Annotated in this window: 14 protein-coding genes; 8 read left to right on the top strand and 6 right to left on the bottom strand. The window is 71.4% G+C overall.

Annotated elements, in window-relative coordinates:
• Positions 1–82: 82 nt before the first annotated feature.
• Positions 83–856: an IclR family transcriptional regulator gene (locus H305_RS0127985; RefSeq protein ID WP_028803360.1), complete on the bottom strand. Its 774-nt coding sequence runs from the start codon at positions 854–856 to the stop codon at positions 83–85.
• 131 nt (positions 857–987) lie between these two features.
• Here H305_RS0127985 and H305_RS0127980 point away from each other — a divergent pair, with 131 nt between their 5' ends.
• From H305_RS0127980 to H305_RS0127955, 5 genes are all read left to right on the top strand, one after another.
• Positions 988–2,517 (top strand): aldehyde dehydrogenase (NADP(+)), encoded by a 1,530-nt coding sequence (locus H305_RS0127980; protein ID WP_078629279.1) that lies wholly within the window; start codon positions 988–990, stop codon positions 2,515–2,517.
• A 74-nt stretch (positions 2,518–2,591) separates the two neighbouring features.
• Complete coding sequence (locus tag H305_RS0127975) at positions 2,592–3,200, top strand: DUF1349 domain-containing protein (protein WP_028803358.1); 609 nt, start codon at positions 2,592–2,594, stop codon at positions 3,198–3,200.
• A gap of 492 nt (positions 3,201–3,692) precedes the next feature.
• Complete coding sequence (locus tag H305_RS0127965; protein ID WP_028803356.1) at positions 3,693–4,205, top strand: GNAT family N-acetyltransferase; 513 nt, start codon at positions 3,693–3,695, stop codon at positions 4,203–4,205.
• Positions 4,206–4,373: 168 nt separating this feature from the next.
• Positions 4,374–5,093, top strand: a complete 720-nt coding sequence (locus H305_RS0127960) for a DsbA family oxidoreductase (RefSeq protein WP_028803355.1) — start codon at positions 4,374–4,376, stop codon at positions 5,091–5,093.
• Positions 5,094–5,153: 60 nt separating this feature from the next.
• Positions 5,154–6,239: an aminotransferase class V-fold PLP-dependent enzyme gene (locus H305_RS0127955; RefSeq protein WP_028803354.1), complete on the top strand. Its 1,086-nt coding sequence runs from the start codon at positions 5,154–5,156 to the stop codon at positions 6,237–6,239.
• Between the two features lie 218 nt (positions 6,240–6,457).
• On the opposite strand, the gene thpD is transcribed toward H305_RS0127955, so the two are convergent.
• The 5 genes from thpD to H305_RS0127930 all read right to left on the bottom strand — a co-directional run bounded on the left by thpD (position 6,458) and on the right by H305_RS0127930 (position 11,287).
• Complete coding sequence (gene thpD / locus H305_RS0127950) at positions 6,458–7,354, bottom strand: ectoine hydroxylase (RefSeq protein ID WP_028803353.1); 897 nt, start codon at positions 7,352–7,354, stop codon at positions 6,458–6,460.
• A gap of 5 nt (positions 7,355–7,359) precedes the next feature.
• Positions 7,360–7,758 carry an ectoine synthase gene (locus H305_RS0127945; RefSeq protein ID WP_028803352.1) on the bottom strand — a complete coding sequence of 133 codons (399 nt, stop codon included), beginning with the start codon at positions 7,756–7,758 and terminating at the stop codon, positions 7,360–7,362.
• Between the two features lie 101 nt (positions 7,759–7,859).
• The gene (gene ectB, locus H305_RS0127940) at positions 7,860–9,134 is read right to left on the bottom strand and encodes a diaminobutyrate--2-oxoglutarate transaminase (RefSeq protein WP_028803351.1); all 1,275 of its coding nucleotides are present in this window, start codon (positions 9,132–9,134) and stop codon (positions 7,860–7,862) included.
• A 67-nt stretch (positions 9,135–9,201) separates the two neighbouring features.
• On the bottom strand, positions 9,202–9,747 hold the full coding sequence (ectA, locus tag H305_RS0127935) for a diaminobutyrate acetyltransferase (protein WP_028803350.1): 546 nt from the start codon (positions 9,745–9,747) through the stop codon (positions 9,202–9,204).
• Positions 9,748–10,186: 439 nt separating this feature from the next.
• Positions 10,187–11,287 (bottom strand): pyridoxal-phosphate-dependent aminotransferase family protein, encoded by a 1,101-nt coding sequence (locus H305_RS0127930; protein WP_028803349.1) that lies wholly within the window; start codon positions 11,285–11,287, stop codon positions 10,187–10,189.
• 270 nt (positions 11,288–11,557) lie between these two features.
• On the opposite strand from H305_RS0127930, the gene H305_RS0127925 reads away from it, so the two are divergent.
• The 3 genes from H305_RS0127925 to H305_RS0127915 are packed head-to-tail and all read left to right on the top strand — an operon-like array spanning position 11,558 to position 14,033.
• Positions 11,558–12,406, top strand: a complete 849-nt coding sequence (locus H305_RS0127925) for a transporter substrate-binding domain-containing protein (RefSeq protein ID WP_028803348.1) — start codon at positions 11,558–11,560, stop codon at positions 12,404–12,406.
• Positions 12,403–13,236 (top strand): amino acid ABC transporter permease, encoded by an 834-nt coding sequence (locus H305_RS0127920; protein ID WP_028803347.1) that lies wholly within the window; start codon positions 12,403–12,405, stop codon positions 13,234–13,236. Before H305_RS0127925 ends, H305_RS0127920 begins: the two co-directional genes overlap by 4 nt.
• Positions 13,233–14,033 (top strand): amino acid ABC transporter ATP-binding protein, encoded by an 801-nt coding sequence (locus H305_RS0127915; RefSeq protein WP_028803346.1) that lies wholly within the window; start codon positions 13,233–13,235, stop codon positions 14,031–14,033. The genes H305_RS0127920 and H305_RS0127915 overlap by 4 nt, the downstream gene beginning before the upstream one ends.
• Positions 14,034–14,054 lie beyond the last annotated feature (21 nt).

The following is a 14,054-nucleotide window of genomic DNA, read 5'->3' as shown; positions in this document are numbered from 1 at the left end:
CACGCTGCCGTGAGGGGTCCCGCCGCACGTCGTGCCCTGCGACGATCCGCCTCCGCCGCGCGGCGGAGGCGCGCCTGACCCGTCAGAGCCGGCGCGTCGCCAGGGTCAGACGGTCGCGCGCGTCGAACAGCGCGTCCTTGACCATCTGTTCGTGCGCGGGGGTGAGCCGGGCCACCGGCACCGAGCAGCTGATCGCGTCGCGGGCCGGCGTGCGGTAGGGGATGGCGACGCCGAAGCAGCGCAGCCCCAGCGTGTTCTCCTCGCGGTCCACCGCGAAGCCCTGCTCCCGTACCTGGTGCAGCTCCTCGATGAGCTTCTCCCGGTCGGTGATCGTGTGCTCGGTCAGTGCGGGCAGGGTCTCCGGGAGCATCTTGCGGACCTGCTCGTCCGTGTGCGTGGCGAGCAGCGCCTTGCCCAGCGACGTGGAGTGCGCGGGGAGCCGGCGGCCCACCCGCGTGAACGGACGCAGGTAGTGCTGGGACTGGCGGGTGGCGAGGTAGACCACGTTCGTGCCGTCCAGGCGCGCGAGGTGGATGGTCTCCGTGGTGTCGTCGGACAGCCGGTCGAGTGTGGGCCGGGCCGCGGCCACCACCTCGTCGCCGTCGATGTACGACGTGCCGACGAGCAGCGCGCGCACCCCGATGCCGTACCGCGTGCCCGTCGCGTCGGTCTCCACCCAGCCGAGCTCCACGAGCGTGCGCAGCAGCATGTACAGGCTGGACTTGGGATAGCCGACGGCCTCCTGGACCGCGGCCAGGGAGTGCATTCCGGGCCGGCCGGCGAAGTACTCGAGCAATTCCACGGTCCGTACCGCGGACTTGACCTGCGCCCCGCCGCCTGTCTCGCCTGCCGACATCGCCCTTGACCCCTTCGTTGGACGGGAAATAGTCTCCGACAGCATATTCATCATCAGAGACAGCGTTCAGTATATCGAACGCCCTGGTGAGTGACACAAGAACTGCGGCATCACATCTGGAGGGACCCGCGGTGGCAGCAGCACCAGTCTGGAGTGTCGACCCCCGTACCGGGAAGCAGCGTGAGCAGGTTGCGGTGGAAGCCACAGCCCAGGAGGTGGACGACGCCGTCCGCGCCGCCCACGCCGCGCGCCCGGCCCTCGCCGACCGCACGGTACGCGCCGCGTTCCTGCGCACCGCCGCGGACCTCCTCGAAGGCGCCCGCGAGCAGCTCGTCGAGGCCGCCGACGCGGAGAGCGCGCTCGGCCCGGTCCGGCTCACCGGGGAACTCGCCCGCACCTGTTACCAGTTGCGGGCCTTCGCGGACATCGTCGACGAGGGCGCCTTCCTCGACGTGATCATCAACCACCCCGACGACACGGCGACCCCGCCCGTCCCGGACCTGCGCCGCTACAAGGTGCCGCTCGGCGTCGTCGCCGTCTACTCCGCCTCCAACTTCCCCTTCGCGTTCTCGGTCGCGGGCGGCGACACCGCGAGCGCGCTGGCGGCCGGCTGCCCGGTCGTCGTCAAAGCCCACCCGGACCACCCCGCCCTCTCCGAGCTGGTCGCGGCCGTCCTGCGCCGGGCCGCCGCCCGCCATGACATCCCCGAGGGCGTCATCGGCCTGCTGCACGGCTTCCAGGCCGGCGTCGACCTGGTCAAGCACCCGCTGATCGCCGCCGCCGGGTTCACCGGTTCGGTCCGCGGCGGCCGGGCCCTCTTCGACGCCGCCGCCGCACGCCCCGTGCCGATCCCCTTCCACGGCGAACTCGGTTCGCTCAATCCCGTGGTCGTGACCGAGGCCGCCGCCGCCGAACGCGCCGAGGCGATCGGCGCCGGCCTCGCGGGCTCGATGACCCTGGGAGTCGGCCAGTTCTGCGTGAAGCCCGGCCTCGTGCTCGCGCCCGCCGGAGCGGCCGGCGACCGGCTGGTGAAGTCCCTGACCGACGCTGTCAGCGACACCGACGCCGGTGTCCTGCTCGACCACCGCATGCGCGACAACTTCATCGCCGGCGTCGCCGAGCGCGCCGAACTCCCCGAGGTGGAGACCCCGGTGACCCCGGGCGCCGGCAGCGAGCACACGGTGAGCCCCGGCTTTTTGACCGTGCCCGCGCACCGGCTGGCCACCGAGGGCGAGCACGACCTGCTCCTGGAGGAGTGCTTCGGACCCCTCACGGTGGTCGCCCGCTACGAGGACGAGTCCGAGGCGAGCGCGGTCCTCTCCCGGTTGCCCGGCAACCTCACCGCGACCGTCCAGCTCTCCACCGAGGAGGCCGCGGGCGAGGGCCGCGGCGCCGAGATCCTCGCCGAGCTGACCCCGCTCGCCGGACGGGTCCTGGTCAACGGCTGGCCGACCGGTGTCGCGGTCGCCCCGGCACAGCACCACGGCGGCCCGTACCCGGCGACGACGTCCACCTCGACCTCCGTCGGCGGCACGGCCGTCGAGCGGTGGCTGAGGCCGGTGGCCTACCAGAACGCCCCCGAGGCGCTGCTGCCCCCGGAACTGCGCGACGACAACCCGCTGGGTCTGCCGCGCCGCTTCGACGGGCGCCTGGAGCGGTAGCCGCGCCGGAGCCACGCGTGTCACTTCCCCGCGCCCCCTCCGGGGCGCGGGGACGGACCTGAGAGACTCGCGCAATGGACGTCGAACTCCCCGAACTTCCCTTCTCCCTGCGCACGTACGGACCCGACGGTCACTGGTCCTACGAGGACGGGGTGCTCGCCGGCTGGGCGGGCCCCCGCCAGGACCGGTTCGTGCCGCCCACCGGCGAGGGGCTCGACCCCGCCTCCGACGCGCCCCGGCTGCTGGGCGCGCCCGAGGGGGACTTCCAGCTGATCGCCCGGGTCACGGTCGGCTTCGGGGCGGCCTTCGACGCGGGTGTCCTCTACGTCCACGTGGGCGAGCGGGCCTGGGCGAAGCTCTGCCTGGAGTACTCGCCGGACGTGCCGACGGTGTGCACGGTGGTCACCCGCGGACACTCCGACGACGCCAACTCCTTCACGGTGGAGGGCAGTTCCGTCTGGTTCCGGGTCAGCCGGACCGGGCGGGCCTTCGCCTTCCACGCCTCGCGCGACGGAAAGCGGTGGACCTTCGTCCGGCTCTTCACGCTCGGCGAGGAGAAGGAGACCGGGGCGGCCCTCGTCGGCTTCATGACCCAGTCGCCCATGGGCGAGGGCTGCGTCGTCACCTACGACGGCATCGAATACCGCCCGCACTGGCCGAAGGACCTGCGCGACGGCAGCTGACCCGCGGGCGGCGGCCGGCAGGGCGCCCGCCAGGACCGGCCACGCCCGTCACGCAGGGGACACCGCACCGCATCGCCGCCATCGCCCCGTCCCCCGTGTCGCTGTCCGACCTCGCCCTCCCCGAGCTCCTCTTCGGGAAGCCGAGGCCGGTGGACGGCCGGGCTGCGAACCGGCCGTGTGCACCCCGCGCCCGGGCCCGGTCGCCACCGCCGGCGGACACGACCTGCACGTCGGACGCGGCCTGGACGCGGTGGCCGACGCGGACACGGTGACGGGCGCGGGCACCGGGCGGCGGTACGCGGCCGATCCGGGTCACCGCGGCCGCCTTGCGCGAGGCGGACGCCGCCGGCAACGGGGTCGCCTCCATCTGCGGCGGCGCCCTCGCGCCGGCCGCGGACACCTGGCCCGGCGCACCGGGCTCACCCCGAGCGCCTGCCGTGCCCGGTTCAGCAGGCTGGGAACCGCGGCCTGACCGGGAGCGTCCTGGCCTGCATGATCGAAGACCGTGTCAGCTGTGTGAGCCGTGTGATCAGAACCGCGCTGCCCGCCGAGGCCGACGTCGTCGCGGCACTGCACGCCCGAGCGCGGGCCACCTACTACCCGGACGGCGTACCGCAGGACGGGACGGACTGGCTCGCTGCCTGGCGCGGCGCCATCGAGCGGCCGGACGGGCACGTGCTCTGCGTCGTCGACGGCGGCCGGCTCACCGGCGTCGCCTCCTTCCGCACCACCGAGGGCGCCGCGGCCGACACCGTCAGGCTCTTCCAGTTCCACGTGGATCCCGACCACTGGCGGGCCGGGATCGGTACCGAGCTGCACAGGGCGTGCGTCGAGGAGTGGAGCGCCGACGGGAAGCGCACGGCCACTTTGGACGTGCACGTCGACAACCGGCGCGCGCAGGCCTTCTACGCCCGCCAGGGCTGGGTCCCCGACCCGGAGAACACGCCGGCCGAGGGGGACCACCACCTCTTTCTGCGGTACACGGTGCCGGCGCCGGGGAAGTGACCGGACGGCCTTCGCGGAGCGAGCCCACGACGCCGGGGGAGCCGTCTCGCGGGGCCCGGGTCCCGGGGTGCGGAGCGGCCGGCACGGAATAGACCGAGCCGCTTGAACGTTCACACACCGACCCGCGAGGGTCCACCGGTACCCGCACGACCTGGAGAGAGCCGAGACATGCGCGTCGAGATCTGGAGCGACATCGCCTGCCCGTGGTGCTACGTGGGCAAGGCCCGCTTCGAGAAGGCGCTGGAGGCCTTCCCGCACCGCGACGACGTCGAGGTCGTGCACCGGTCGTTCGAGCTGGACCCGGGCCGTGCCAAGGGCGACATCCAGCCCGTGCTCACGATGCTCACCAAGAAGTACGGCATGAGCGAGGCACAGGCGCAGGCCGGCGAGGAGAACCTGGGCGCGCAGGCCGCCGCCGAGGGCCTGGAGTACCGCACCCGTGGCCGCGACCACGGCAACACCTTCGACATGCACCGCCTGCTGCACCTCGCCAAGGAGCGGGGCCGCCAGGACGAACTGATCGGCCTGCTCTACAAGGCGAACTTCGCGGAGGAGCGGACCGTCTTCGACGACGACGAGCGGCTCGTGGAGCTGGCGGTGGCCGCCGGGCTCGACGCCGACGCCGCCCGCGCGGTGCTCGCCGACCCGGCCGCGTACGCCGACGACGTCCGCGCCGACGAGCGCGAGGCGGCGGAGCTGGGCGCGAACGGCGTCCCCTTCTTCGTCCTCGACCGCAAGTACGGCGTCTCGGGCGCCCAGCCCGCCGAGGTCTTCACCGAGGCGCTCACCCAGGCGTGGGGCGAGCGCGAGCCGCTGAAGCTGATCCAGCAGGGCTCCGCCGGCGCGGAGGCCTGCGGGCCCGACGGCTGCGCCGTGCCCGGGCACTGAAAACCCCAGGTCGGGGCGGACGTATAAGGGTTCCTTGGCACAACCACGCAGAAATCCGCAATGGACGGGGAGTTCCGGGGGCCGCAGAGTGGACCCATGGAGACCTTCGAGACCCTCGTCCGAGCCGAGTTCGCCCCGAAGAACACCTATCTGAACACCGCGAGCACCGGACTCGTGCCGGCCCGCACGGTGACCGCCATGCGGGCCGCCGTCGAGTCCGTGGCCGCCGGGCAGCCCTCCGACATGTTCGCCGACGTGGAGGCCGCCCGCGCGTCGTTCGCGCGGCTCGTCGGGGTTGCGGCGAGCCGGGTGGCCGCCGGGGCCTCCGTCGCCGTGTACAGCGGCCTGATCGCCGCCTCACTGCCGCCGGGGGCCGAAGTCCTCACCGCCGAGGCGGACTTCAGCTCCGTCGTCACCCCCTTCCACGTCCGCGGCGACCTCAAGGTCCGCTCCGTTCCGCTGGAGCGGATCGCCGAGTCCGTCCGTCCCGGCACGGCGCTCGTCGCCGTCAGCGCCGCACAGTCGGCCGACGGGCGGATCGCCGACCTGGAGGCGATCCGCGACGCCGCGCGGACGCACGGGGCGCGTACGTACATCGACGCGTCCCAGGCCGCCGGATGGCTGCCCCTGCGGGCGGACGCCCACGACTACGTCTCCTCCGTCGCCTTCAAGTGGCTCGTCTGCCCGCGCGGCGTGGCCTTCCTCGTCGTCCCGGAGGACCTCGGCGGGCTCACCCCGGTGTTCGCGGGCTGGGTCGCGGGCGAGGCCCCCTGGGACAGCTGTTACGGCCCGGTCGAGGAACTGGCGCACTCCGCACGGCGGTTCGACGAGAGTCCCGCGCTCTTCTCCTACGCGGGCGCACGACGGTCGCTGGAACTCGTCGAGGAGCTGGGCGTGGAGCGCGTGCACGCCCACGACCTCGCCCTCGCCGACCGCTTCCGGGCGGGCCTGCTCACCCTGGGCAGGCAACCCGTCCGGGCCCCCGGCTCGCCCATCGTCTCCGTCCCCGGGCTCGGCCACCGGCAGCCGGACCTGAGCCGTGCCGGGGTCGAGGTCTCCGACCGCGCGGGCAACCTGAGGGCGGCCTTCCACCTGTACAACACGGCCGCGGACGTCGACCGGCTGCTGGACGTGCTGGCCGGCTGAGCGACCGTGCGCCCGCCCCGGCCCCCTTGCGCGGGGGCCCGGCGGGGCGCCAGGAAGGGCACCACGAGCACGGCCGTGCCGGCGCGCGCCGCGTCGCCGGCACGGCTGCAGCCCCCGGCCCGCCGGTGGGCTCCGACTCCCGGGCCCACGGCGGTCTTGCGCGCACACGCACGTGGCCGGTGCCTCCCCACCCGGGAGGCACCGGCCACGGACGGACGTCACTTCACCGGAGTGAAGTCCCGTGCCCCGATGAACTCGGGCCGGCGCACCGGCGCCGCGAACGGCTCCACCGCCGCGTTCTCCACGCTGTTGAACACGATGAAGACGTTGCTTCGCGGGAACGGGGTGATGTTGTCGCCCGAGCCGTGCATGCAGTTGCAGTCGAACCAGGTCGCCGAACCGGCCCTGCCGGTGAACAGCTTGATGCCGTGCCGCGAGGCGAAACGGGTGAGCGCCTCGTCGGACGGCGTGCCCGCGTCCTGCATCTGCAGCGACTTCTTGTAGTTGTCCTTCGGCGTGGCCCCCGCGCACCCGAGGAACGTCTTGTGCGACCCCGGCATGATCATGAGTCCGCCGTTGGTGTCGTGGTTCTCGGTCAGCGCGATCGACACGGACACCGTCCGCATGTTCGGCAGACCGTCCTCGGCGTGCCACGTCTCGAAGTCCGAGTGCCAGTAGAAGCCGCTGGCCCCGAAGCCCGGCTTCACGTTGATCCGCGACTGGTGGACGTACACGTCCGAGCCGAGGATCTGGCGGGCCCGTCCGACCACGCGCTCGTCGCGCACGAGCCGGGCGAAGACCTCGCTGATGCGGTGCACCTCGAAGACGGAGCGGATCTCCTGGGACGCCGGCTCCACGATGGACCGCTCGTCGGCGCGGATCGCCGGATCGGCGACGAGGCGCTCCAGCTCCTGCCGGTAGACGGCGACCTCGTCGTCGGGGAGCAGTTCCTCGACGGGCAGGAAGCCGTCGCGCTCGTAGCACTGGAGCTCGTGCACCGTGATCGGGCCGGGCTCGCCCGGCGCGCTCCACACGACCGGGTCCTTGCGGGGTACGGACACCTCCGTGGCGCCGCGGCTGGGGTAAAGATCGGTGACTTCGGCGACGGTGGTCATCTGTCTCACACCTCCTCGGTGATCAGCGGGTAGACGCCGTTCTCGTCGTGGTCCTCCCGTCCGGTGACGGGCGGATTGAAGACGCAGACGCACCGGAAGTCGGTCTTCGGGCGCATGGTGTGGCGCTCGTGACCGTCCAGGAGATACATGGTCCCCGGGGTGATCCAGTGCTTCTCGCCGGTCTCGTCGTTGGTCAGTTCGGCCTCGCCCTCCACGCAGAGCACGGCCTCGATGTGGTTCGCGTACCACATCGACGTCTCGGTACCCGCGTAGAGAGTCGTCTCGTGGAGGGAGAAGCCGACCCGCTCCTTGGCGAGCACGATGCGCTTGCTCTCCCAGGTGCCGGACTTCGCCTTCACATGACGCTCGGTTCCCTCGATGTCCTTGAACGATCGGACGATCACGGTGCGTTGCTGCCTTTCTGCTCTGCTGGTGCGGGCTGCGCACGTCCGCCGCAGGCGGGGCGTCGGCGGACGTGGGCGCGTCGTACGGCTGCCGTACGCGGTCAGGCGGCCGTCTCGTGGACGGCGCGGGCGAGGGTGCGCAGCCCCTCGTCCAGTTCGTCGGGGGTGATGGTGAGCGCCGGGAGGAGTTTGACGACCTCGCTCTCAGGACCGGACGTCTCGATGAGCAGCCCGAGTTCGAAGGCGCGCTGCGCGACGCGGCCCGCACGCGCCTTCTCCTTGAACTCCAGGCCCCACACGAGTCCCCGGCCCCGGTACTCCTTGACGTCGGCCAGGTTCTCCTCGGTGATGGAGATGAGCGCCTGCTCGATCTGCTCGCCGCGGGCGCGGGTCTGCTTCTCCATGGCGGAGCCGTCGGTCCAGTACGTCTCCAGGGCCGCGGCGGCGGTGACGAACGCCGGGTTGTTGCCGCGGAAGGTGCCGTTGTGCTCGCCCGGCTCCCAGATGTCCAGCTCGGGCTTGAACAGGCACAGGGACATGGGCAGGCCGTATCCGCTGATGGACTTCGAGACGGTGACGATGTCGGGCACGACCCCCGCCTCCTCGAAGGAGAAGAAGGCGCCGGTGCGGCCGCAGCCCATCTGGATGTCGTCCACGATGAGCAGCATGTCGCGGCGGGCGCAGAGGTCGGCGAGGGCACGCAGCCACTCGGGGCGCGCGACGTTGATGCCGCCCTCGCCCTGCACGGTCTCGACGATCACCGCGGCGGGCTGGTTGAGGCCGGAGCCCTGGTCCTCCAGGAGCCGCTCGAACCACAGGAAGTCCGGGACCTGGCCGTCGAAGTAGTTGTCGAAGGGCATCGGGGTGCCGTGCACGAGCGGGATGCCCGCGCCGGCCCGCTTGAACGCGTTGCCGGTGACGGCGAGCGACCCGAGGGACATGCCGTGGAAGGCGTTGGTGAAGGACACGATGGCCTCGCGCCCCTTCACCTTCCGCGCCAGTTTCAGCGCGGACTCGACGGCGTTGGTGCCCGTCGGCCCGGGGAACATGACCTTGTACGGCAGGTCGCGCGGGCGCAGGATCAGGTTCTGGAAGGTCTCCAGAAAGCCGCGCTTGGCCGTCGTCGACATGTCGAGGCCGTGCGTGACGCCGTCGCGCTCCAGGTAGTCGATCAACGCCCGTTTCAGTACGGGGTTGTTGTGGCCGTAGTTCAGGGATCCCGCGCCGGCGAAGAAGTCGAGGTACTCGTGGCCGTCCTCGTCGTACATCCGGCTGCCCCGGGCCCGGTCGAAGACGGTGGGCCAGCCGCGGCAGTAGCTGCGCACCTCGGACTCCAGGGTCTCGAAGACGCTCAGGTCGGGCTGGGTGATGGTCACAGCGAATCGCTCCTCGGAACGTGGGGGGAGGGGGATCGGCGAAGTCTCGGGGGGAGGCCGGCGCGGGTCACAGGGAGAGCGGACCGATGCGGTGCAGCACTTCCGGCTCGTGCGGTCCGCCGGGGAAGTGGGCCGTCCCGAACAGCACTTCGCGCTCGACGGTCGCGCCGTGGCGTCGGGCGTACGACGCGAACAGGCGCTCGGAGGCGGTGTTGCCGGGCGTGATGGTGGTCTCCAGGGCGGTGGGCGCCTGGGTGCTCTCCTCGGCGAGCCGGGCGGTCAGGCCGTCGAGCAGGGCCGCGGCCAGCCCGCGTCCGCGATGCGCCTCGTCGACGGCCACCTGCCAGACGAACAGGGTGCGGGGGCGCTCGGGGCGGACGTACCCGGTGACGAAGCCGACCGGCGTCCCTTGCGCGTCGCGGGCCACCGCGGACGTGCGGGCGAAGTCACGGCACCAGAGGAGATAGCTGTACGAGGAGTTCAGGTCGAGGGTTCCGGAGTTCTTGGCGAGATGCCAGAGCGCGGCTCCGTCGGCCACCTCGGGACGGTCGATCCGAAGGCCCTCCGGCATTTCCCGGAATTCCGCTTGCAGGTCTGCTTGTGCGGCGGTCATGCGAATTGAATTTACCGAGGGAAAGCTGAAATTGCATCGTCGTGAGGGGTTACGGGAGGCGCGCCTGTGTGTTATCACGCGCCCGCGTCTGAGCGCGCGAATAGGCGGCAGTAGATGCCGTTCTGTCCGGAAAATACCGCACAAAAGGAGCGCGCTGTGGAGTGCGTCACAGGGACGTAATGCGTAAGAGACCTGCCCGAATTGCGACGGTTGGCGTTCGCGAAATCTTTGCGTTTAGGGCCAGGAAAAGCGGGCAGAAGAATACGGGAAGCTGCGCTTGATTAATATATGGATAAGCGGACGGAGTGGCCCTGAAATTCTTTTCGGAGAGTGTTCCGTCCGACTCGTTCCCCGCGCCGTCCCGGAGGGCCGCGGGTCGTTTCGGGCAGGACGGCGTCCGGTGGAGGAGCTCCACCGGACGCCGGGGACCGGCGGCAGCTCAGTCCCAGGCCTGCGCCACGGCCCGGCGTGCCCCTTCCGGATCCACCGGGAAGCCGGACTCGGCCAGCGCGGCCCCCAGTCCAGCGAGGCTGGAGTGGACGACGCCCGGCGTCGCGTCGGGCCCGTAATGGTTCACCCGGATCATCTCCTTGGCGAGCGCACCCCCGCCCGCGGCCAGCGGCAGCGCCGGGTCGGCGGCCAGCGCCTTCGCGACGAGCGCGGACGCGTCGGCCCCGGCGGGCACCCGCAGCGTGGTGGCGACCGGCGCAGCGTCGGAGGCCGCGTACACGTACGGCTCGAGGCCGCCGCCCAGGGCGAGCGCTCCGGCCCGGGTCGCCGCCGCGGCCGAGGCGTGGCGGTCCATCACCGCGCCCAGGCCCTCGTTCTCGATGCGCTCGACACAGGCCTCCAGTGCCAGCATCTCCAGCTGCGCCGGCGCGTGCAGCAGCGCCTTGCGGCCGCCGTCGACCCATCGCTGCTTCCAGTCCAGCAGCGACAGGTACGACCGGCGCGGCGCCGCCGGGTTGGCGGCCATCCGCGCCCACGCCCGCTCGCTCACCGAGACCGCCGACACACCCGCGGGGCCGCCCATCGCCTTCTGCGCCCCGATCACGCACAGGTCGACGCCCCAGGTGTCCGGCAGCACCGGCTCGGCGCCGATCGACGCGACCGCGTCCAGGTAGAACAGGGCGCCGTGCTCCTGGACGACCTCCCCGATCTCCGCGACGGGGTTGGTGTTGCCGGTGGCCGCCTCCGCGTGCACGAGCGAGACGAAGTCGATCGACGGGTGCTCGGCGAAGGCCTCGCGGACCTGCTCGGCGGTGACCGCGGTGTGGAAGGGCACCGCCAGGTCGATCACGGTCGCGCCGCAGTCCCGCAGCCAGTCGCCGAAGGTCTGCCCGTACGGGCCGGTGATCACGTTGAGCGCGGTCGTGCCGGGACCGGCCGTCGCGCGGATGGCCCCCTCCAGCGGGAGCAGCGCCTCGCCCTGCATGATCACGACGTCCTGCTCGGTGGAGAGCAGTCCGGCCACGCGGTCCTCGATCGAGGCGAAGCGCGCGGCGCTCAGCGGCGCCAGGTCCAGGAAGGGGTGGGTCACGGCGGTGCTCTCTTCGCTCACGGGTCCGGTACGCGGGTGCGTGCCTCCCGTGCGGGTGCGCGGGGGGACTCGTCCGTGAGCGTAACCGGAGGTCTCCCCGATGGCCGGACCGCCCGCGGCCGCCCGCGCGGGGCACGGGACCGGAGGCCGGACGGCCCTCCGCGGGCGCGGGATCCGAGGCCGGACGGCCGCGTGACCATTGGATTGTTTTGAGCAACCCAAACCTTTCCTTATAATCGGAACCCACAGTTCCCCCACAGGAGGTCCCCCGTGAACTCGGTCCTCGGACGCCGGACGCGCATTCTGGCCGCCACCACCGCGACGGCCGGGCTGCTGCTCGTGGCCGGTTGTTCCTCGGACGGCAAGGACGGCGGCGGCACCGCCAAGGGCGTCCCCGTGGTCAAGACGGGCAAGCTCACGACCTGCACCCACCTCCCGTACCCGCCCTTCCAGTCGGAGATCGACGGCAAGGTGCAGGGCTTCGACGTGTCGCTGATCGACCTGGTCGCCAAGGACCTGGGCGTGAAGCAGACCATCGTCGACACCCCCTTCGAGAACTTCAAGACGGGCGCGTTCCTCAACTCCGGCCAGTGCGACCTCGCGGCGGCCGGCATGACGATCACCGAGGAGCGCAAGAAGAACGTCGACTTCTCCGACCCGTACTTCGACGCCACCCAGGCCGTCCTCGTCGACAAGAAGAGCGGCGTCGACTCGCTCGCCGACGTGAAGGCCAAGGGCAAGAAGCTCGGCGCCCAGGCGCAGACCACCGGTGAGGAGTACGCGAAGAAGCAGGGCTTCGACCCCGTCTCCTTCGAGTCCTCCGACGCGGTCATCAACGGCCTGCGCACCGGCCAGGTCCAGGCCGTCGTCATCGACTATCCCGTCGTGCAGGGCTGGCTGAAGGACAAGGCCACCGCCGACGCCTTCAAGGTCGTGGACAACCTCAACACCGGTGAGCAGTACGGCTTCACGGTGAAGAAGGGCAACACCAAGCTCGTCGACGCCCTCAACAAGGCGATCAAGGACGCGAAGGCCGACGGCACGTACAAGAAGCTCTACGAGAAGTGGATCGGCCCGTACGACGCGTCCGCGGCCAGCGCCTCCCCGTCCGCCTCATGAGCGGTGCCGACACACAGGTCCGGCCCCGCAGGTCCGGCCTGACCCGCCGGCAGAAGCGCGCGCTGTCGCGCGGCGTCCAGTACGCCGTCTTCATCGCCGCCGTGGCCGTCTTCGCGGCCACGGCGGACTGGGCACGTCTGAAGAACCAGTTCGCCCAGTGGGACCTGGTCCAGCAGATGTTCCCGGACGTCATCACGCTGGCGCTGAAGAACACCGTGCTCTACACGATGTCCGGCTTCGTCGTCGGCCTCGTGCTCGGCATGGTCATCGCCCTGATGCGGCTCTCCCCGGTGGGCCCCTACCGCTGGGTCGCCGGCATCTACATCGAGATCTTCCGTGGCCTGCCCGCCCTGCTGATCTTCGTCTTCGTCGGCGTCGCGGTGCCGCTGGCCTTCCCGGGCACGGAGATCCCCGGCGGCACCTACGGCAAGGTCGCCCTCGCGCTCGGCCTGGTCTCGGCCGCGTACATGGCCGAGACGATCCGCGCCGGCATCCAGGCGGTCCCCAAGGGACAGATGGAAGCGGCCCGTTCACTCGGCTTCTCGCATGCGCGGGCCATGGTCTCGATCGTCATCCCGCAGGCGTTCCGCATCGTGATCCCGCCGCTCACCAACGAACTGGTCCTGCTGTTCAAGGACTCCTCCCTGGTGCTGTTCCTCGGCGTCACGCTGGAGGAGCGCGAACTCACCAAGTTCGGGCGCGACCTGGCCAGCCAGACCGCCAACTCCACACCGATCCTGGTGGCGGGCCTGTGCTACCTGCTGGTGACCGTGCCGCTCGGATTCGTCGTACGACGTCTTGAGACCAAGGCGGGGGAGGCCACCCGATGAGTGCAAGCGGTGCTCCGGAGATCCAGGTCCGCGACCTGCACAAGTCCTTCGGCGACAACGAGGTGCTGCGCGGCATCGACCTGGAGATCCGGCAGGGCGAGGTCGTCTGCGTGATCGGCCCGTCCGGCTCCGGCAAGTCGACACTGCTGCGCTGCGTCAACCTGCTGGAGGAGCCCACCGAGGGCCAGGTCTTCGTCGGCGGCACCGAGGTCACCGACCCCGACGTCGACATCGACGCCGTACGCCGCCGCATCGGCATGGTCTTCCAGCAGTTCAACCTCTTCCCGCACCTCTCGGTGACCGAGAACCTCACGCTGCCCCAGCGGCGCGTGCTGAAGCGGGACAAGGCCGAGGCCGCGCGGATCGCGGCGGCCAACCTGGACCGCGTGGGCCTGGCCGAGAAGGCGGACGCCTACCCCTCCTCGCTGTCCGGCGGCCAGCAGCAGCGTGTGGCCATCGCCCGCGCGCTCGCCATGGGTCCCGAGGTGATGCTCTTCGACGAGCCGACCTCTGCACTCGACCCCGAACTCGTCGGCGACGTGCTCGCCGTCATGCGGATGCTCGCCGACGAGGGCATGACGATGATGGTCGTCACCCACGAGATGACGTTCGCCCGCGAGGTGGCCGACCGGGTCGTGTTCATGGACGGCGGCGTGATCGTCGAGGACGGCACCCCGGCCCAGGTCATCGGTGCCCCGAGCCACGAACGCACCCGCCACTTCCTGTCCCGGCTCCTCGACCCCGCCATGGCGGACGTCGAGGAGGAGGTGCCGGACGCGGCCGAAAAGGGCTCGTAGCGCCCGCCCGTACGGCACGAA

The organism is Streptomyces sp. 142MFCol3.1 (assembly GCF_000424945.1).
Classification (GTDB): Bacteria; Actinomycetota; Actinomycetes; order Streptomycetales; family Streptomycetaceae; genus Streptomyces; species Streptomyces siamensis.
This window is presented reverse-complemented; position numbering and strand designations above follow the sequence as displayed.